The following is a 19433-nucleotide window of genomic DNA, read 5'->3' as shown; positions in this document are numbered from 1 at the left end:
GTCTTTACGACGTACCGCGCTATGTACGGCGCTGCGGCGTACAATTCAAGTGGCGGGCGTGGAAGTACCCGTACTTTCGCCGGACGGCGAAGTACTGCCGTCGCTGACGCGGGCGAGTACGGAAGCGGATGGAGTCGACGTCTTCGGAAACCGGGCGCGCAACCGGCGCGCCATCCCGGCGACTGGCCCAGGCCGCGTGAGAGCCAGGTGAACGAGGAAGGCGGCGGGTTTTCTGAGCTCGGCTTTACCGCCGAGGCATTTCGACCAACCGGCTTCCGCGGTGCTGGTCTCGACATGATCCAGCACCCTCTCAACAAAGCTCGGGCTGATCTCCCAGAGAATCCGAAGGAAGAGCAGTGACTCTTCAAAGAAGGGTGGGCCAGATGCGTCGGACAGAGCCTTGGCCAGATTGGCCTCATGCGGAGCGAGCAAGGCCTCGACTTGTTGCGGCGCGTCGTCGGCGAAGCCGGCTAGGACACCAACGCCCATGCCCCACTCGATGAAGTGCTCGCTGGTGAGCCCGATAACGCCGCCTTTGGAGACATGCGCGCGCGCGGCAGACGGCGCCATGAGGGCAAGCCGTGTCGACATTCGGCCGATCCGATCCGAATTCTTTTCGATCACGACGGCGATCGCCGCAGCGGCCTTGGGCGCCGAATGGCTGATGCCGAGAAAAATCTCCAGGTCGTGAACTCCGGCGCTCCAGTCTTCACCGATCGTCTCGCCAATCTCGTCCCAATCGATCTTCCCGACGATCGTCTCGAAACGCCGGCGGTCCGCCAGAAGAATGAACTTCAGGAGGTAGGCGGCGGATTGAAACTCGCGTTTAGGAAGGCGGCTGAGCTGCTTGGCGAGCCGTTCCGGCTCCAGCATGGCCGTGAACTTGCGACCGATCGATTTCATTCGGGGCGTGGGCCCGTTCTTGCCAGTGTAGATGCCCAGGCTGTCGTCCAGATGCAGCACGTGCCAGATAAGGTCCCGAAGTGAGTCATAGGTGTCCGTGGGAGCCTCCCGGAGGCGACTGGCGCAGGCCGGGGCAAGCGCTTCGGCCATATCGAGACCGAACTCAGCGTCCAGGTGGAAGACCATCTCGCAGAACTCGGCGGCGAGCCAGAGTGAGACCGTTTCCGGCCAGGACGCCATGAGATTCAGACAATGGTCGCGGTCAATCGCGGCGAGAAACTTGTCCGCCCACGGGCGCGACCGGCTGACAACCGCCAGATTGCCCATGGCGGCGCATTCGCCTGCGCGCTCGTGATCTGATCTGTTGACGACCTTTGCGAGGCCGGTGGCGTCGCTGGCCTCGATCAGCCGACGCCACTCCGCCTCGTTCTTCATCGAAATCTGGCCCAGGAGACCGCCGATGGCGTACCCGCCGTTTTCGGGAGGGGCGGAGAACCAGTCGAGGATTTTGGATCGGCCGGCTTTGACAAGCCCTGCCGGCCACCCTTCGGCGTAATGTTGCAGTTCGGTCAGAACAAAGGCCGCGCCGCGGACGTCAACCGCATCTCGCGCCTTCAGACAACGATCGATCAGAGGTGCGTGCCGAGAGGGGGCGAGCAGGCGAACCCACTTCATCGGCTGATCGGCCAGCCGTAGCTCGACCAACAGGGACGCCAAGCCCGCCAGAGGCATGGAAGCGTCCGCAACGGCCAAGCCCAGAACCTCCCCGACCTGTTTGCGCCGGTTCGGGGTCTGGCCAGCGAGCAGCTTGCCCAGCAGAACCGAGGCGAGGCGCTGATGAGGGCATCGCAGGTCATCGGCGCTGATGAGCATCCGCTCCCGCACCATCCATTCGACAGACCGGTTGAACTCGTCTGACGAAACTCCTGCCGCCAATGACAAAGCGCGCAGGTCGTCGGCGGAGCAGGGTGCGTCGCGTGACGCGATCTGGCGAATGGCGGCCGCAGCCAGCACCACGTCGGCTGAGGTCTGACGCGCCGCCGTCGCCGTCGCGTCCGCGCGGCGCCAGCCTCCACCGAGGATGAAGCAGAAGCGCCAGGGCGTCTCCGCCTCGGCGGCGTCGGCCAGACGGTGGTCCAGCGATTCATCCATGGGACGGTCGCTGACCCGGGAGTCGATGCGCGACACCACTGCGAGGGTTTCGGCGCGCTGGGCCTTGAGCCGAGCCGCGATCACGTGGACAGCCCTAGCCGCGTCCAGATGGATCGCCCCGGCTGGCGCCTCACGGCCATTGGCAGTCGTATGGGTTGTCAGTAGCCAGGAGGTCGCGTGCGCGGACTGCTCAAGGGAGAGCAAGGCGGCGGGATCGAGCAGGTGAGCGTCATCAATGAGATGAAGCGTCGGCTCCACATTCCCGAAAAGGCTCACATCGGCGGCCTGGGGGTCGCGCAGTCTGACGACTCGCCAGCCCGCGTCGCGCGCCTTGCGGGCGGCCTGTAGAGCGCACACGGATTTGCCGGCTCCCGGAACACCCGAGAGGCGAGCCGAAAAGGCGCGCCTCAGTTCCGCGAAGCAGGCGGCCGCCTCCGGCAGCTCGGGGCAGGCATCGACATCAGCCGATCCCAGGGGGCGGCCCATCAGAGCCGGCCCGAGATCGCGCGACCCTGTGAAGTCGACCTCAGACCACACGCCCGGCCGAAGAGTGGAGGGCTGACCTTGAATGGCCTGTCGAAACGCCGCCAGCTCAGCGCCCGCGGCCCAAATCTGCGCGACGAGTTGTGGAAGATCGACGCCATGCTCAGGGTAGTAGCGCTCGATAAGACCCTCTTCGTCCGCCATCAGGGCGAGGACCGTCTCCCAGCCGATGATTTCGATCGGGAACGTGCCCTGGGCGACCCGGGCGTCGGAAAGCTCCCGAACGAATTGTTGGAGATCACCGTCGTTCGCCGCCGTGGTCGCGAACGTCCAGTGACCGAGGGCGGGCCTGAAGGTTTCAGCCTTGGCCAGCTCGTCCAGGATTTCTGCACGGGTCGCTTTGGCGCCATAGGTCCCGTTCTTGCCCTTGCACTGGACACCGTGGATCGCGCCGGCCGCCCAGATAGGTCTGCCGGACACGTCGACGCCGTTCTGCGCCTGCCCCGATCGGCCGTTCTTCTGGGCGAGAGGATCCTTCCAGATCGCGGCGAACAGCGAGCGGCACAGGTCTTCGAACTTCGTCCAGGACGTCGGCGGCGCGATCTGTTTATCGAGGAAATCCATTCCGCTCCTTCTAGCAGCGACCGGACGAAGAAAAAGCAGGCTACAACCTGACCGACAAAAACTGCGAGCGAGATCCCGGATGGAAGCACAAGGGGGTTCCAGGCCGCCGCTAAAGCCCCATGAGGGCGTTCAGCGGGCCTTGCTATCGACCACCAGCCGCATGTTCGGCCTCTATGAGACCGAAGAGGTCCGGATCGACCACGCCTGGCCGCGGCCGGGGGATGACGATCAAATGCACCGCTGGAGCGAGGGCCCGACGTCGCGTTCTACCTATGTCCTGTCCTTCCTGGCGCCGGGGCCGGAGCGTCGGCCAGGGGTCGCGCTGCCGGAATATAGCGGTGCCGGGGACTACGCCGTCGCCACCATGAGCGTCCTGTTCGGAAAGCGTTTCGAATGCCACGGCGTGCTGGAGAACTGCGGCGTCTTTCGCATGCCGGACGTCAGCGCCTTCGCACGCACCAGCTTCCGCGGCCTGCCTCACAACACGCATTCGACCCGCGCGGACTTCCAGATACCGCTGAACCTGGTCGAGGTGCGGCGGCTGGCCGGCCTGTGGAGCGACGATGTGGAGGAGAGCCCGGATGTCGCCGCCTTCGGAGCGGCCGCGCGCTTCTATCAGCGCGCACTCATCGCGGCCGACAGCGACCCGGAAGTCGCCTATCTCCATCTCATCACGGTCGGCGAAATCCTCTCTCAAGCCTTTGTGCCCAAGCGTGACGATCGACTGCTGGACCCGGAGCTGGAAGCCGGCCTTGCGACGGTCAATGCCGCCTTGAAGGACGAGGGCAAACTTGTGCGAGCGCTTCGTACGCGGCTCTTCGAGGTGAAGCGTCGCTATGTGTCGACCTTCACCGCCCTCGTGGACGCCGCCTTCTTCACGCGACGAGAGGCTGGAGAAAGCTATGGGGCCCTGCAGGAAGCAGACTTCGAGTCTGTCATCGGGGCCGCTTACGATCTTCGCAGCCAGAATGTGCATCGCGGCGAAGTGGTCGGCCACTGGATGCGCTCGCTTCACAGCAACAACGAGGTCCAGCTGGGGCGGCCCGTGGTTAAGGACGCGGCCTTGGCCAGAGCGCTGGGAAAGGCGCCGACCTTGATCGGCCTAGAGCGGGTGACGCGCTACGTCCTCTTACGCTTCGCCGTGGCGCGTCTGGGCTTGAATCTGGATGTCGCGCCTGATCAAGCGACGGTCTGATAGCGACGGTTGGCCATCTTTGGCCTGCCCTCATGGTGACTTGTTCTTCCGCTTACGGTGCCTCTACTGATTCAGAGATCAGCCGAGACAGGCAAGCGCTGATTTCTGTCGACTTCTACAGGGGCGGGGCTTCCCATGGCGCTACTCAATATCAACTGGCACGGCATGGAGTTCGAGCGGGGGCTGCAAATCCTCCGTGTCAGCCTCGACGCGGCGTCCTCTGCCCTGGAAGCCAATCGGATCGAGACCCAGCAGAAGTGGGATGACTACGAGCAGGCTATCGAGAATGGCGCGATGCCTGACATTATCTGGGAGGACGATATCAAGGTCTGGGATCGGTCCATGGCCTTCGAGGACGAACTCAGGATGATCCACGAGACCAGCGGCATCATGCGCAAGGCGCATGTTATCGCTGTCTATCATTTGTGGGAGCGCATTGTCGGTGCTTGGACCAGGGCCAGCGGCCAGCCTGACCACAAGAAGCTAGTTGGTCTTCTCACGGGCAAGCGCATAAACGTGCATCCCCGGATGGCTGCCATCAGAGACCTCAATAACGCGCTCAAACACAATAGCGGGAAGTACGGACGCGCACTTCTGCAGTCTTGGCCAGAGCTGTTCACTGACCGGTTCAGAGAGACGATCGAGGCGCGGCTGGAGAAGATCAAGGCTGATCCCTCGTCATCGGGGGTGGACTGGCACGAAGCCATCACGATCACCCCCGGGCGCGTGAACGAGATCATGGAGGCCGTGCGCCAGTCCGGGCCGGTCTGGGGCAGGGAAGAGTGATCGGCGTCCGGGCGGCGGGGCTGCGCTGACCTTGCCCATGGCGGTCAGCCGTCCGGGGCGGTTCAACCCTCGACCTGGAGTTCCGAGCTTTCTCCCTGCAGCCACTTGACACAACAGTCGATCGCCTCGTTGGCCGGTAGGCGTGTCCTACCCTTCAGCGCGCACTCCCAGACGATGCCCACCCGCCAGCCGAGGTTGGCGAGCGCCTGTGACGCGATCGGGGATTGGCTGGAAATCCGAGGACAGCGTGACGACGACTGGCTGTTTCCAAGCAGAAGTCACGCGGGCTACCACATTGGCACGCGGCAGTACGCGAGACTGGTCGATCAGCGGATCCGTTTGATCGATCTTGAGCCAGCGGCCTACGGCACGCACAGCCTAAGCCGTACGAAGGTCTCATTGGTCTACAAGAAAACCGGTAACCTGCGCGCCTGCCAGCTACTTCTCGGTCACCGTAAACTAGAGAGCACTGTCCGTTACCTCGGCATCGAATTTGACGGCGCCTTGGAGCTCTCTGAGCAGATCGATCTCTAACAACAGCCGGGTTCGCTCAGCGGACCCGGCATTCGTCCGCTATGGGTGAAAAGCGGACTACCGAACTCGACGCACAGTGAACCTCCCCCCGCCACCGTAAGCGATCTCACAGTCACCCAGCGTCGTGATGCGATCGACCCATGTGCGGGCGCATATGCTTCTGAACTCCGCCATCTGTGTGGGCGTCACGGAATACGTCTTGCCTGCCTCCATGACCTCCATGACCTCCATGACCTCCATGCTCACGAAATCCTCGACGTAATGAGCTCTGGCCAGCAGTACGGATTCACCCGCCAGCGGAACTGGATGGGGGCGTGCGCACGATCCACGACAGTTGTCGGCCATCCGTCGAAATTCGACATGACGCCGACTTTCGAATGAGGGTCCGCTTTCGGGGCCAGGATCAATGTCCGCTGCTGGCGCGTTGCTGATCTCAGGTCTGTGTTGGGTGATAATCGGCGAAATTTTTCTGGGAGCGGGAGGTCGAGCCTGCCGTTCTGTTTCGTCCGTTCCCTCTTAGCGAACCATTTTTGCGACCGCGTCTTTGCTCTCTGCGCTCATGTACTGCTTGATGAACCCGTCCAAATTGTCGGGGTGGGGCTCGATTTTGTCGGCGGCGAGGACGGAAAATTCCCAAGCGTCGTAGTTGCCTTCCTCGCCCTTGGGCACCACGACCAGGCCGACGTCGTGCTCTTCGCAGAGTTGAGTGACTTGGCCGAGTTTCTCGTTATCCCGATCGGCTGGCTTCTTCGGGAAGTTGACGACGAGCAGATAAGTGAGGTGCGATGCGCGGCGATGATTGAGCGCTTCAAATACAGCTAGAGCGTCTAGGCTTTCGAAGCGCTTTATTTCGATCGACTGAACCGTGAACTCGAAGCCCGGAACATATTGCCTTACGATTTTTCCAATCACGACGATGTCCGGCACAGTCCATCGACCCGCTCCCTTGACGCGTTTCGAAGCGGTGATTTCGACGACGTGGTCGTCGAAGCCTTCGTTCTGGACCCAGGCCTGTTTTATCGTCGGGAATAGCTTTTCATAGTACTCAACCTCCTTTGCATACTCAGCGTCGATCTGCTGAGCTTCGGTCTCCGGGGCGCCGGCGACTTCGGCGAGGCCCGCCTTCGCGGTGTCGGTAAGAAAGACGATGCCCCCCCGGCCTCGAGACAGACCCACAACCCCGGTGGCCCTTGCCGCGTTGCGCGCCGCGAAATAGCGCTCGCCCTGCCATCCCAGCTTGTCTTTCAGTTGCTTGTTGTTCGTACGACCGCCCATTTCGAGCAGTCGCTCCACCAACAAGGCTGCATCGTCGATTTTCGAGTCCGTCATGTATTTCCCCCTCCGCAAACCTAGTCGTCGTGTTGAGTTATTATGGTAGAGATTTCGCGTCTAAACTGCGATTAGTTGCATGATTTCAGGATTGTGTAGCTCTGAGCGTCATTTCGTGGCGGCGAATTCAGCGAGCGCTTTCCCGGACGAGCGAGAGAAGGCGGACGAACTCGTCGGTGTGGGCGTCCGACTTCCATCTGTTGGCGAAGCGGCAGACGACTTGAAGATTGCCGGCTTCGTAGTGTCCGTCGCTGTCGATCCTATCCAGGGAGGCAAGCAGCTGCTCGTCTTCATGTTCCTTTTGGAACTGCAGGGCGAGGCCGGTCAGGGCGCAACGTCCGTCCTGCTTGTCGATCAGTTCGGCGACATAGGCCTCGAGTTCAAGCTGGCTCATGCGAACCTCCTTGTTCTTCATGACCCTTTCCACGACCTGGCCGTTGCCCGCCTTCGCCGCAGCAAAGGCATTGTCGACCATCATGTAGATCGACAGGCGTCGCGCGTCATAGGTGACGCCGGAGGCTTTGCCGCGTCGAGGAGCCGGGCGTGACGTCTTTTCCTGAGCGATCCTTCCAAGAACCCAACAGAACGAGTGGGCGTCGATGAGGCGGACGTCGTCTAGGCCTGGGACTTGCGCAAGAGCCTCTCGCACCTCTCTCAGAGCATTATTGTATTGGGCGTAGTTCTCGACCGAACATCGAGAGGTGGTGGAGAACTCGAAGCCGAGGCGACGCAGAACCTGATCAAAGGTCATAGGACGGATCGGCATGTAGCGATCGCTGTCCGTCAGGAAGAAGAGATAGGCCGTAAGGTCGTAACTCTTGACGCCGACGGCTTTAAAACGCTCGAACGCCGTCTCTTCCGCCATTCCGACTCTGAAGAAATCGAAGAGCAGTCTTTCGATCGAGGGGAGGCGTGAAGCGTCGCCCTGTGCATCCAGCAGGGCCTTATGAGAGCGGCTGGCGTGGCCGTACTGATTCTGCCAGCCGACCAAGTTGTTCTTAAGCGCGCCGGGGCCGTTGATCTCGATGGCGCGGATCGCGTGATCAAGGATCAAGCCGGAGCCGATGGCGTCTTCGGTCCAGCTCGAAAGATCCAGGCGGTTGAGCGCTTCGGCGCGCAGGATAGGTTTGTAACCTTCCCACTCCTCCAACAGTCCGTCCCGAAATGACTGGAACGGTCTATTCGAGACCCGGGCGATCTCCGCCTTGAACCAGGCGAATTCAGCTTCAAACAGCTCGCGGGAGAGGTTTCTGGTCTTCTGTCCAGGGCTTGGCGGACGGCCGCCGGAAACCGAAGGTTGCAGCCCGATTGGAAGAGACCAGAGCCGGGCGTATTCGGCGCGAACGGCTTCATGATCGAGCCCGGCAGAGTGGACGTAGAACTTGTTCCAGACCGTCTGATCCTGACCGCTCGCGCCGGTAAAGCCCTTGCGAGGGTCGCTGGGGTCGAGAGACCTGAAGTTCATCACCTTGTTGTAGATGCCGGTGACGGGCCGTCCGACGACCATGGCGACGTCCGCGATGATGGAACCGGGCAGTTTCGAAACCGGCTTTCCTAGTGTTTCGACAAAGGCGTAGAGGCCCCCGACCGCATCCTCATAGGTCCAATCGGAACCGGTCTTGCTCCAGAGGCGATCAAGGCGGTCATAGGCCTGGCCATCGATTCTGAAGGTGGTGTGGTTCGGCATCGTCATGATCAAGTGATCGTTCAGAGCCGGGTCGCCCTGCCACCAGTCTCGTTTGATCACCTCGCGCTTATTCGCGATCCGGGTGAGAGCAAGCCGAACCCTCGGCCTGACCAGGTCGGCCTCGGCAGGATCCTTCCATAGGCCTTGATCGCCGTCGTCACGAAGTTCCCTCACCGAGGAGATAGTCCGAGCTTCGGCGAAGACGCCGGAGGGGATGTCCGCGTCCCCTGCAGCGCACCAGAGGAATACGCGCTGGCCGGGCCCGATCTGGTTGCTATAGCGGCTGACGAGCCATTCGCATTCCTCCGGCGGATTGGCGACGAAGGCGCCGATGTCGAAGCGCTGCGGATTGGCTTGGAAGATCCAGGCTGTGGAGGTTTGGTTTGTCATGGAAGCCGCTTGCTAGCGATGAATTCGAGTAAGGCCGAGCGGCGGCGCAGCCGAGAGATCGACGCCCAGCGCGAAGGCCCAGGCCCTGAACTGATCATCGTCGAGCGGTGGATTATGCGATGCATTGACATCATAGGCGGCGGTAGAAGTCACTGAGGCTTCGGCCTTCAGTCCCAACATTTTCCTAAAGATCCGGGCGTCTGTCAGAGGCGTCTTTTTGAGGTTGACGCCGACACGAGGCGTGGGCCGTTCGTAACGGCCGTGGGCCCGATTGACGGATCGCGGGACGCGAATGAGCAGGACGTAGCTGAAGCCCAGTTCAGTAGCGATCGCGCGTCCCAGAGCATGGTCGTAGTCGAAATCGCGACGAAGGGTCGGCGCGAAGATGCGGCGCCCGACCTGAGCGTAGTTCTTATAGTCGACATGGACATAGAGCAGGTTCACCTGCCCGCGCCGAACCACGAAGGCCTGATTGGCCCAGATGCTGCCGATCCGGAAGTGCTGGCCGTCAAGGGCGATCGCTGTGCTGAGCCGTTTGGCGCTGGCGATCGGAACGGTTCCCGGGGTCAGGCCGCCGAGCACCCGCTTCAACTGCGCCAGGCTGCGCGGTCCCTGGCCTTCCTCTGATTGATGCGCGGCTTGCATGATTTCTCGGCTAAACGCTTTTGATGAAGCGGGTGTCGATTGGGAGGCTTCCTTCGGAGGGCTGGCTCAAGGAATGTGGCGAACGCGTTGTTGATCGACCCATCCTGACGAGATGACATCGCCGCGATGATCATAGACGTCGATCTTCAGCCATTCGTCCTTTTGGTCGGTGATGCGAAGCACCTCATGAGGCGAGAGGATGCGAAGAAGCTGAGATTCCGGGTGGGGTGCGGACATCAGGCCGGTTTCGCTGTCGACGCAGCGCAGGCTGTGAAGATCGGCTGCGGCCTCAGCGCGGGTCTTTTCAGCTTCGTCTCTGATCGCCGTGACAATCTCCCGGGTGGAGGCCTCGATGTCTGCCGAGGTCGCGCCCTGGGCCGCGATGAATAGGGTGGCGACGCTGACCATCAGGGCGATCAGCTCCGCCAGCCCGACCTTGCGGAGGCTGTCGGTCGTGGCCGAGGTGTTGTCCCTGAAAAGGAGCCAGAGCTGCTCGAGCCTGGAGGCCAGCCGTTCGGCCAGGTCGTTTTCCGATGCGTCGATGTCATGGAGGCCGGCGAGCGCCGCTTCGAAGACGGGCGCGTCGGAGGAAGTCGTCTCCTCATAGGCCCTCAGCAAGGCGGCGCCGGGCGCACGCAAGGCCTGCTCCGTCATGGCCGCGGCCGCGGCGGCCTGCCAGCCAGGGCGCATGTAGGCGGCGGATAGGTCGAAATCCGGCGGCGCGGCGGAAGCTGTCAGGTTGGCGGCGGCGGCGGCCGCAGCCGCTGTGAGGAGGCTGGACGAGAGGCCGAGATGAAGGGAGCTGTTGAGGGTCTTCAGCCAGTCCTCCCGATCCCGCAGGAGGGAGGAGCGGAGCGACGCCTTGGACGCGGCCTCGATCATTTGGCGATAGACGCCGCCCTGAAGAAGGCCCGTTGTCCAATTTGACGGATGTGCGGCCAGAAGGCCGGCGGACCGGAGGCGCGCCTCGTAGGCCGGAAGCGCGGCCAATTCAGGCAAGTTAAGCATCGCTTGCGCCTTGCGGGCGGCGAGGCCGCCCAGGCGCGTCTCGCTCTGCATGGCGAGCGCCTGTGCGGCCTTCATGCCGGGCGTGTCCAGGGCGGCCTGGGCGAGGCGGAGCGCGGGCTGGTTTTGAGCCAGGGCGGACAAGCGCGCGGCCTCGGCGAATCGGCCGATTTGCATTGCCTGGGTGATTCCCCTGTGGGCGTTGGCGGCGCCGATGATCTTCGAGATGCGGTCCGCATCGGACAGTAGCGTAGACGGGGGCAGGAGACGCTTGTCGTTGCGGCGATCCTGGAGCGCGGCGTCCAGAAGGCGAAGGAGGCGAACGACGTCTTTCTCGCCTTCCTGTGGCGTCATGTCATAGGCTTCGTCTGGACGGCGCTTGCGCACACGCCCGCCCATTTCGATCAGGCGAGGACGAAAGAGATCGCCGGCGGCTTCGATGAAGGCGCGGGCGCCGGCCTCGAGCTGGGGCTGGGAAAGCGCGTCGACGGCCTCGGCCCAAGGCGAGGGCGCGGGAGCGAGGGCTTCAGCCTCGGTGATCAAGATCTGTCTGAAGGTCGCGACGGCGTCGTCGGTTCGGATTTTTTTGAACCGTCCGAGGAAGTCGGGGTGAGCGGCGTCGATAAGGATGTCGCCGAGCCCGGGAACATGGAACTGAAGTGGTGAGCTTGGCAGGTCGAGCGGGCGTGAGGCGTCCATGACGTCGGTCCATGCTTGGCGAAGAAAAAGGCCGCCGTTTCGCAGGCCGCGCCGGATATCGCGCCATCAACCGATGGGCGTCAATATCATAAACCCTTGGAGGTTAAGAACTTAGACGGCAGGCTGCGTCTCGATCTGGTTCAAGGCCTAGGTCCTTGAACCAGGGAAGGACCTCGCCCAGCCGATCGGCCAGAGGGTAGGGGCGCTCTGCATCCCCCTCCACGGTGCGGTGCAGGTTCGGCAGCATCCAGCCCGTGAACTTCTCTTGGGCGGCCTGCGCCAAGGCCTGGAGGAAGCCGGACGCGTCGGTTCGTGACAGGGTGGTTTCGATGTCCTCAATCGAGGCGAAAACTATGGGGCGCTGGTCTTCCGCACGAATATGGGGATCCGACGCGGTCGCAGCTCGCGCGCGGTTCAGGATCGCAATCTGAAGATCGCTGTTCATCTGCGTCCAGTTCTCCAGCGTGAGCAGGACGGGCACGGCGTCAGGGCGGATGATTTCGGAGGGAAGAAATCCCAGGCGATAATGAGCGAAATAGCGCCAGAGCTGCGTGACGCCCTTCACCAGTTCGTTGACGCCGGCTTCGTCCTCCGGCGCTTCGCTGTAGCGGGCGCTGAAGGGCATTTTTCGCGCCTTGCATTCGAAAACGGCCGCGACGCCGTTGGGCTGACGGCAGACGACGTCCGGGGCGTCGAGTTCTCGTTTTCCCAGACGATACTTGCCGCCGCGAGCGAAGGTCAGCCCGCTGAGGCTCGTGTTCAGGAGATCGCGGGCATAGGTCTCGAACCGGGCCGCTATCTCATTTCTGAGATCCGAAGGCGCGCCGACGAGGTCGTAGAAAAGGCCGGCGGTGACCCGCAGCAGGACCAGGTCGGGGAGGGGCGCGCGCAGGCGGGTGCTGTCGCCTTCGCCAAATGCGAGAACCGGACGCTCGCGCAGCACGCTCGGGCGATAAAGAGAGCGTTGGAACGGCGTACGAAGTCGTGTGGCGGCAAGGCGCGCTTCGGCCAACGGGAGGGCCAGCAGCTGGAGCGCGGCCTGACCGACGACCGGCGACAGGCCGATGGGCGCCAGGTCGATGCTTGGCCTGATGTCGAGGTATTGGCGAAAGCGCATGCTCAGCCCGATCCCGACCAGCATGAAATCGGGGATCGTCAGGCCATGCCTCGCCTCAAACCAGGCGCGGGTCTTTTCGCCGCCGTAGAGATAGGCCCAGCGATAGAGCTGCGGCCCGGTCATGCAGCCGCGGCCCCATTCAAACTGCCGATGAATAAGGCGGGGCAACTCCTTCATCACGTCCAGGCGGCCGAGAAGGACGCCCTGGTCCGCATCCTCGGCCGCACGCAACAGCCGGGCGACCAGAAGAATGGAGCTGAAGGTCTCCTGATTGAGAACCTGCTTCAGGCCCTGCCGTTGTCTGGGGCGCTGCGGCGGCAGGATGAGCCGCTCGTTAACGAGCGCCTCGAGAATCCAGGGGGGAATATGATGCTGCTCGCCCAGTCTGGCGCCTAGAGCTTCCGGCGGGATCTTGAGGTGCCGTGCGGCGATGTTGACTTCGCCTTCCTGAAGCAGGCTGACGGCCCAGACCTGGCGACAAAGGTCTTCCTCGTCCGAGGTGCGCAGCAGGTCGACGTATTTCTTGCGATAGCGGTCGCGCCTAAGTCGCGAAGCCCTCAGTCCGCCAATCTTGCTGTTCCCCGATCTTCTCTCCATGGGCTAAGGATAGGCAGGGGATGGCTGACGGCCAAGCTGGAAGGGGAGCTGCCGGTGACGCCTGAGGAAGAGCGCGAATTGGCCGGGAGGCTGGAGGCTGAAGCGATCGGGCTGCATGATCGCTCAAGCCGGGCGCCCAGCCGGATCGAAGCCGTCTGGCTGCGGTTTCGCGCCCTGATGCGCGAGGAAACGGCGTCGGGCTTACGGCGTCGCGCTCGGCGGCGGGCCGGGCGGGATTGAGGTTTTGGACTTTTAGCCTCTAGGTGGGCGTCAGCGGGACGTCGTGAATAGAGATCGGCTTTGGTCCGGGGGATGCGCGCCAGCGCGCATCGGACGCGGCCGGGATCGAATAAACGCGCCTCTTCATCGGAGGATTCCACGCCCGCGCCCCATTCTCAGGCGGCTAAGGCCGTCTTCAGGCTTTAGATTTCGACCCGCCGGCGACCTTGCCGCCCTTCCTCGCAGGAAGACCGAAGGCGCGGGGTTTGAAATGGTTGTCGAGATTGAAGCGGATACGATCGGCTGGGTCGATATTGTGAAGCAGCGCATATCTTTCGACGAGCGGTTTGAACTTCTTCTGGCCTTCTCCGTAGGCGCAATTCAGAGCGAGTAGAACAAGCTCGGAGTTTGACAGCTGGGCTCTGAGGATCCGTAGTTTATTGTAGCTCTGATCTTTCAGGTTTTCCGTCACATGAACGACGATGTGATAGGTGAATCTAAAATAATGTCCGAGCGAGTTTCGAAATTCATCGTAAACGCTGGCGTATAGATCCGCGTCGCTCTTCTTTGGCGAGTGATATTTGTTGTGGTCGCGGATCCATTCGGCGAGCTGACCTGTCGCCTTGTTGCCGCGATTGCTTCCGATTTCGATGGCGTTGAGGAGCTGGGCGCGCGCCTCCAACAAGCGGAAATAGGTGAGGTCGGCGTCTCTTTGAGCGTCACGTTTCTGACGTTCGGCGTCGCGCGCCTCGTTTTCCGTCTTTTCGTCCGTGGCCAGTTTTCTGGCGACCATCATGGTCTGATAGGTGAAAATAGCGGCCAACGAGGTCATGACCGCGCTCACGACGCCGAAGGAATCTCCAAGCTGTCCGGTGACCGTAAAGTCCCAGCCGGAACCGAAGAGATAGTGACCGCTACCCGATCTGTTGACGAAAAGCGCCCATCCGAGAAAGAAGACGACGACGCCAACCGCGACATATCTGACCTTGAGGTGTTTCATGATGTCTGGTCGCGCTCCATGGCGGGTTTCGGAGCCGCTGCGTGACAGGACTGATTCCGTATGCAGCCTTCTATTGCGACGGTGAAGCTTGACCAACCCTTGTTCGCTTCCGTCGGCATGACGGGCTCTAGCGCGCATGTCCGGTTGTCAGTCCTGACGTCAGGGCTTAGCTCATGGGAACGGGCGCCGGATCGATAGGCGCGGGTCCCAAGACCGGGGGGCGTCGGCGCGAGCCGGCGACCGGTCGGACCTCTTCTGAAACCTCCGGGCCTTCTCGCAAGGTTCCAACGCCCGTCCCCCTCTCTGCCGGGGCGGAAGGGAAGCGATCTTGCGCGTCTGAATCAAATCGGTCACGATTCCCCTGTCGGCCGAGGCCGACAGGGGCGTGGAATCCCCTGCGATGTTTCTCAATGACGACGGTCAGGACGCGCCCGTGGGCGTGCGTGAGCCGTTGCGGCCGGCGTTTCCCTTTCAGGAAGCGCGGAGCGCTCCAGCGTGGGCGGCAGGATTTCCATGTGCGCTGTTCGCCGTCCCTGACGCCTTTGGAGGAACGGATGTGGCCAAGGCGGAAGGCGCAGATCCGGAGCGCAGGACGGGATCGGAAGCGAGGTCGGCGGAAATTCTCGCGGGCTGGCATGCGCGGTACGACCGTTGGTTGGCGGCGCAGATCCGGCGGCGCTTCTCCGGTCAAAGCGGCGAGGACATCGCCCAGGAGACCTGGCTGAGGCTGGCGGCTTGCGCAGACGTGGAGGCGATCCAGCGGCCCAAGGCCTTTCTTTTGCGGGTGGCCACCAATCTCGCTGTGGGCCAGGCTAGGCGCAGGGCCGTTGCGGACCGTTTCGTCGCCGTGACCCCGCCGGTGGTTCAGGCTGAAGCCGATCAACTGGAAGCCGTCTTCCTGCGACAGATCGTGCTCGACTTGCCACAATCCCTCCGAGATGTCTTTCTGCTGTCTCGTGTCGGCGGCCTGACCAATAGTCAGATCGCCGAACAGCTCGGCATCAGTCAGAAAACGGTCGAGTGGCGCATGACCCGGGCCCTGGCTCGCTGCGCCGCCCAGCTCCGGCGCTAAGGATGGGGTATCGCATGGCCGGTCCGAACACCCGCACCCAGGCGCGCGCGAGCGCCGCCGATATAGAAGCGGCCGAATGGCACGCTCGCCTGGGCGGGCGCCGCCTTGATGCGGCGACCATCGAGTCCTTTTTCGCCTGGCGCCAGTCGCCCGTGAACGCCGAAGCCTACCGCAGGGTGGAGGCTGTCTGGACGGAAAGCCCGGGCCTGGGCTCTGACCCGCAGGTCGCGGCGGCGTTGCAGGAGGCCCTGTCGCGGAGTGCGCGGCGAGGGAAACGGCCGCGCCTGCTTTGGGGGCTGGCGGCCGTCGGGGCCGCAGCCGCGCTGGCGGGCGGTTTCAATTTCTGGCTGCAGGCGCGGACCGTCTTTTCCACCGGGGTGGGAGAGGCGCGCCTGATCCGGCTCGCCGACGGATCTTCGGTTCGCCTGGACACGGCTTCGAAGGTGCGGGTTCGCTTCGACGGGGATCGACGTCTGGTGGAGTTGAGCGAAGGTCAGGCCCTGTTCACGGTGGCGCATGACGCCGGACGGCCCTTCGTGGTGACGGCCGGCGACGCCAGGGTTACGGCCCTCGGCACGGTCTTTGATGTCCGTCGCGACGCCGGCGACGTTCGCGTGACCCTGGTCTCCGGCTTGGTGGAGGTGAGCGGCGGCGGGTCGGCCCAGCGCATGGCCGCGGGCCGGCAGGCGCGGGTAGGGGCGGACGGCCTGGTCACGGCGGCGGTCGATGTCGGGGCCGAGACGGGCTGGACCGAGGGGCGCGTCGTCTTCAGGGATACGCCGCTGCCGGCCGCCGTGGCCGAGGTGAACCGCTACCTGTCCGACAAAATCCTGCTCGATCCGGCAGCGGCGGACGGGCGGGCGGTGAACGGCGTGTTCCGGACCGGGGACCGGGAGGCCTTCGTCGCCGCCGCCGCCCAGGCCCTGGGCGTCCGGCCGGTTGCGGAACCGGACGGTTCGGTCCGGCTGACGGGGGCGTCGGGCTAGGAAGGCGAAATTTTTCATCGTCGAGCGCCGGGGTCGTCCGGGGGCTCGGGCGTCTCTTTCCTGACGCCACGAGGCGTCGAGGGGGAGACCTGAGATGAATCGATCGACTATCTTCGCTTTCGCCGCCGCGGCCGCCTGTCTGGCGGCGGCTTCGCCCGCCTCCGCCGAGGAGACGCGGGTTTTTAATATTCCGGTGGGCGCCCTGGGCGACGCCCTGACCGCCTTCGGGGTGCAGAGCGACCGGCAGATCCTATTCACCAGCGACCTGGTCGCGGGGCGGCGATCGAACGGGCTCAGCGGCGCCTTTGCGCCTTCCGTCGCGCTGGACCGTCTACTGGCGGGGACGGGCCTGGTCTGGGTGGAGACGCGGCCGGGCGTCTATGTGGTGAGGGCGGCGACAGCCTCTGCGGAAGAGGCGACGGAGGTGGGGGAGGTGATCGTCACGGGCAGCCTGCTGCGCGGCTCGGGCCCCTTGTCGTCGCCGGTCCTGGTTTTGGATCGTGACGCCCTGGACCGGCGTGGGCGAGGCTCGGTCGCAGACGTCCTGGCCGACCTCCCTCAGAACTACGCCGGTTCGGGAACGCCGGGCGCGCTTCTGGGCTTCGCCGATCCCGCGGGCGGCAACAGCGCCCTGGCCACGGGGATCAACCTGCGCGGCCTGGGTGTGGGCTCGACCCTGACCCTGGTCAACGGGCGGCGGCTGGCCGGGACCGGATCGCGCGGGGCCTTCGCCGATGCTTCCGCCCTGCCTTCGGCGGCCGTGGCCCGGGTGGACGTCCTGCTTGACGGGGCCTCGGCCCTTTATGGTTCGGACGCCGTGGCCGGGGTGGTCAACATCGTCATGCGGCGCGCGTTCGACGGTCAGGAAAGCCGGTTGCGGGTCGGCGCCGCGCGCGGCGGCGGCGAGGACCTCACGGTTTCGCATCTGGCCGGGAAGAGCTGGGACGGCGGTTCAGCCTATGTCGCCTATGAGCATCAGGCGGCCAAGGGGCTGAACATGCTGGATCGGTCCTATACGGCGGACGGCGACCTGCGTCCTTTCGGCGGGCATGACCGACGGGGTCTGTTCGCTTACCCGGGCAATATCGTGGCGGCTTCGGGCGGGGCCTTCGCCGCCCAATGGGCCATTCGGCCCGGCCCGTCGGGAACCGCCCAGGGGGCAGCGGACTTCGCGGCAGGACAGGCCAATGGGACGGCCCTGTTGTCCGGGGCGGACCTGACGCCCGACGTCAGGCGGGACAGCCTCTATGGGCGCGTGGCCCAGGATCTGGGGGGCCGCTTCGAGGCCAGCGCCGACGTTCGCTTTAGCCGTCGCGTCTACGGCATGCAGAACGCGCCGACGAGCACGGTCTTCGCCGTAAGCGCCGCCAATCCGCATTTCATCTCGCCCAACGGGTCGGCCCAGCATCTGATCGCCTATTCCTTCTATGGGGACCTGGGGCCGACACGGAGAAAGGGCGTTTCACGCAGTCTCGGCGTCACCGCCGGCGGGGCCTATGACCTCGGCGCGGGCTGGTCGCTGGACGGCTACCTGGGACTAGCGGAGGAGAGGGCGGAGAACCTGACCTTCAAGGTCGTGAACAGCGCCTTCCTCGCCGAGGCGCTCGGCAACGGCCCGGACAATCCCGCGACGGCCTATGATCGTCTGCGCGACGGCTACTTCAATCCGTTCGGCGCGGGCGCCGCCAATAACCGGGCGGTGTTGGACTTCATCAGCCAGGGCTATTCACACAGCCTTCTGCGCAATCGCGCGGGCTCGGCCAACCTGCTGGCGCGGGGGCCGCTCATGCGGTTGCCGGGCGGTGATCTGGATCTGGCTGTCGGCTACCAGGCGAGGCGGGAGAGTCTGGCGAGCCGCGCCCGAACCCTGACCTCGACCGCCGCGCCGCGCGAGAACCGCGAACCGGATCATGATCGCGAGGTGCAGGCGGGCTTCGTCGAGGCCCGTCTGCCGATCGTGGGGAGCGCCAACGCCCGGCGCGGCCTGGAACGTCTCGAGGTGACGGCCGCGGTCCGGATCGAGGACTATGACGACTTCGGATCCACGACCAATCCCAGGATCGGCGCGGTCTGGTCGCCCGCGCAGGGATGGAACCTGCGCGCCTCCTGGGGAACCTCCTTCAAGGCGCCGGCCCTGACCCAGATGTTCGACGCCTCGGCGGCGACCATGACGACCGTGCCGAGATCCGACGGCCTGAGGGTGACGAGCATCTACCTCTACGGCGGCAATCCGGATCTGAAGCCCGAGACGGCCGAGACCTGGACGGCGGGGTTCGACTATCGGGCGGAAGGCGGCGGGCGGCTGAGCCTCGGCTATTTCGACATCCGCTTCTCCGACCGCATCAATCAGCCGATCAACGAGAACCTCCAGGCGGCCCTGACGAATCCGGACCTCGCGCCCTTTGTGCGCCTCGTCGATCCGGCGGGGAATCCCGCCGACATGGCCCTGGTGCGATCCTATGTGGAGGCGCCCGGCTTTCCCGCCGCGGGCCTCTATCCCCCCGACGCCTACGGCGCGATCCTCGACGGACGATGGGTCAACGCCGCCGCCGTGGAGGTGCGCGGTCTGGACTTCGCCGGCAGTTGGCCGGTGCGCCTTGGCGCGGGTGAACTGACGTTTGACGTCTCGGCCTCGTACCTGTTCGACTATGATCAGCAGAATACTCCGGCCGCGCCCCTGCGCTCCGTCCGGGGCCTGGTCGGCTATCCGTCGAAGCTGAGGTCGAGAGCCGGGGCAACCTGGACCCGGGGCGAGGTCTTCGCCGGGATGAGCTGGAGCCATGTGGCCGCCTATGAAGATCGGGAGGGGACCAGGATCGACGCCTGGAATACGGCTGATCTTCAGTTGGGCTGGGATCGGGGCGACGGCCTTCGGGCCCTGTTCAACGTCCAGAACCTCTTCGACGCCGATCCGCCCTTCTACGACTCGACCTCGGGCGTGGGCTTCGATCCGGGCGGCGCCGACCCTCTGGGGCGGGTCGTCTCCCTGCAACTGATCAAGCGCTGGTAG

12 protein-coding genes and 1 pseudogene are annotated in these 19433 nt (G+C 64.1%); 6 read left to right on the top strand and 7 right to left on the bottom strand.

The features are described from left to right. Window positions 1–45 precede the first annotated feature (45 nt). The gene (locus ACIQTU_RS10205; RefSeq protein WP_400546165.1) at window positions 46–3162 is read right to left on the bottom strand and encodes a hypothetical protein; all 3117 of its coding nucleotides are present in this window, start codon (window positions 3160–3162) and stop codon (window positions 46–48) included. Between the two features lie 160 nt (window positions 3163–3322). Between ACIQTU_RS10205 and ACIQTU_RS10200 the strand changes: the two genes are divergently transcribed. The 3 genes and pseudogenes from ACIQTU_RS10200 to ACIQTU_RS10190 all read left to right on the top strand — a co-directional run. Next, on the top strand, window positions 3323–4357 hold the full coding sequence (locus ACIQTU_RS10200; protein ID WP_400546162.1) for a hypothetical protein: 1035 nt from the start codon (window positions 3323–3325) through the stop codon (window positions 4355–4357). Between the two features lie 135 nt (window positions 4358–4492). Further along, on the top strand, window positions 4493–5143 hold the full coding sequence (locus ACIQTU_RS10195; RefSeq protein ID WP_400546159.1) for a hypothetical protein: 651 nt from the start codon (window positions 4493–4495) through the stop codon (window positions 5141–5143). 171 nt (window positions 5144–5314) lie between these two features. Continuing rightward, a pseudogene (locus ACIQTU_RS10190) lies at window positions 5315–5677 on the top strand (tyrosine-type recombinase/integrase); the annotation flags it as partial. 516 nt (window positions 5678–6193) lie between these two features. Here the strand turns inward: ACIQTU_RS10190 and ACIQTU_RS10185 are convergent. The 6 genes from ACIQTU_RS10185 to ACIQTU_RS10160 all read right to left on the bottom strand — a co-directional run bounded on the left by ACIQTU_RS10185 (window position 6194) and on the right by ACIQTU_RS10160 (window position 14365). Beyond that, window positions 6194–7006: a hypothetical protein gene (locus ACIQTU_RS10185; protein WP_400546156.1), complete on the bottom strand. Its 813-nt coding sequence runs from the start codon at window positions 7004–7006 to the stop codon at window positions 6194–6196. A gap of 127 nt (window positions 7007–7133) precedes the next feature. Then, window positions 7134–9083: a hypothetical protein gene (locus ACIQTU_RS10180; RefSeq protein WP_400546154.1), complete on the bottom strand. Its 1950-nt coding sequence runs from the start codon at window positions 9081–9083 to the stop codon at window positions 7134–7136. A 12-nt stretch (window positions 9084–9095) separates the two neighbouring features. Next, a complete protein-coding gene (locus ACIQTU_RS10175; protein ID WP_400546152.1) occupies window positions 9096–9728 on the bottom strand; it encodes a hypothetical protein in 633 nt (210 codons plus the stop codon). 66 nt (window positions 9729–9794) lie between these two features. Beyond that, on the bottom strand, window positions 9795–11432 hold the full coding sequence (locus tag ACIQTU_RS10170) for a hypothetical protein (RefSeq protein WP_400546149.1): 1638 nt from the start codon (window positions 11430–11432) through the stop codon (window positions 9795–9797). Between the two features lie 103 nt (window positions 11433–11535). After that, on the bottom strand, window positions 11536–13146 hold the full coding sequence (locus ACIQTU_RS10165; protein WP_400546146.1) for a hypothetical protein: 1611 nt from the start codon (window positions 13144–13146) through the stop codon (window positions 11536–11538). A gap of 415 nt (window positions 13147–13561) precedes the next feature. Continuing rightward, window positions 13562–14365, bottom strand: a complete 804-nt coding sequence (locus ACIQTU_RS10160) for a putative phage abortive infection protein (protein WP_400546143.1) — start codon at window positions 14363–14365, stop codon at window positions 13562–13564. A 400-nt stretch (window positions 14366–14765) separates the two neighbouring features. Here ACIQTU_RS10160 and ACIQTU_RS10155 point away from each other — a divergent pair, with 400 nt between their 5' ends. The 3 genes from ACIQTU_RS10155 to ACIQTU_RS10145 all read left to right on the top strand — a co-directional run bounded on the left by ACIQTU_RS10155 (window position 14766) and on the right by ACIQTU_RS10145 (window position 19433). Then, on the top strand, window positions 14766–15437 hold the full coding sequence (locus tag ACIQTU_RS10155) for an RNA polymerase sigma factor (RefSeq protein ID WP_400546140.1): 672 nt from the start codon (window positions 14766–14768) through the stop codon (window positions 15435–15437). 14 nt (window positions 15438–15451) lie between these two features. Next, a complete protein-coding gene (locus ACIQTU_RS10150; protein ID WP_400546137.1) occupies window positions 15452–16423 on the top strand; it encodes a FecR family protein in 972 nt (323 codons plus the stop codon). Between the two features lie 94 nt (window positions 16424–16517). Beyond that, window positions 16518–19433, top strand: a complete 2916-nt coding sequence (locus tag ACIQTU_RS10145) for a TonB-dependent receptor domain-containing protein (protein WP_400546134.1) — start codon at window positions 16518–16520, stop codon at window positions 19431–19433.

Source organism: Brevundimonas sp. NPDC090276, from assembly GCF_044772165.1.
Taxonomy (GTDB): Bacteria; Pseudomonadota; Alphaproteobacteria; order Caulobacterales; family Caulobacteraceae; genus Brevundimonas.
The sequence above is the reverse complement of the archived record's forward strand: the minus strand, read 5'-3'. Positions and strand labels throughout refer to the sequence as shown.

Bases quoted from the DNA above. Each gene is read 5' to 3' on its own strand.
- ACIQTU_RS10185 (WP_400546156.1), bottom strand. From the start codon at position 7,006: ATGACGGACTCGAAAATCGACGATGCAGCCTTGTTGGTGGAGCGACTG.
- ACIQTU_RS10175 (WP_400546152.1), bottom strand. From the start codon at position 9,728: ATGCAAGCCGCGCATCAATCAGAGGAAGGCCAGGGACCGCGCAGCCTG.
- ACIQTU_RS10155 (WP_400546140.1), top strand. From the start codon at position 14,766: ATGTTTCTCAATGACGACGGTCAGGACGCGCCCGTGGGCGTGCGTGAG.
- ACIQTU_RS10165 (WP_400546146.1), bottom strand. From the start codon at position 13,146: ATGGAGAGAAGATCGGGGAACAGCAAGATTGGCGGACTGAGGGCTTCG.
- ACIQTU_RS10200 (WP_400546162.1), top strand. From the start codon at position 3,323: ATGTTCGGCCTCTATGAGACCGAAGAGGTCCGGATCGACCACGCCTGG.
- ACIQTU_RS10145 (WP_400546134.1), top strand. From the start codon at position 16,518: ATGAATCGATCGACTATCTTCGCTTTCGCCGCCGCGGCCGCCTGTCTG.
- ACIQTU_RS10170 (WP_400546149.1), bottom strand. From the start codon at position 11,432: ATGGACGCCTCACGCCCGCTCGACCTGCCAAGCTCACCACTTCAGTTC.
- ACIQTU_RS10180 (WP_400546154.1), bottom strand. From the start codon at position 9,083: ATGACAAACCAAACCTCCACAGCCTGGATCTTCCAAGCCAATCCGCAG.
- ACIQTU_RS10150 (WP_400546137.1), top strand. From the start codon at position 15,452: ATGGCCGGTCCGAACACCCGCACCCAGGCGCGCGCGAGCGCCGCCGAT.
- ACIQTU_RS10160 (WP_400546143.1), bottom strand. From the start codon at position 14,365: ATGAAACACCTCAAGGTCAGATATGTCGCGGTTGGCGTCGTCGTCTTC.
- ACIQTU_RS10195 (WP_400546159.1), top strand. From the start codon at position 4,493: ATGGCGCTACTCAATATCAACTGGCACGGCATGGAGTTCGAGCGGGGG.
- ACIQTU_RS10205 (WP_400546165.1), bottom strand. From the start codon at position 3,162: ATGGATTTCCTCGATAAACAGATCGCGCCGCCGACGTCCTGGACGAAG.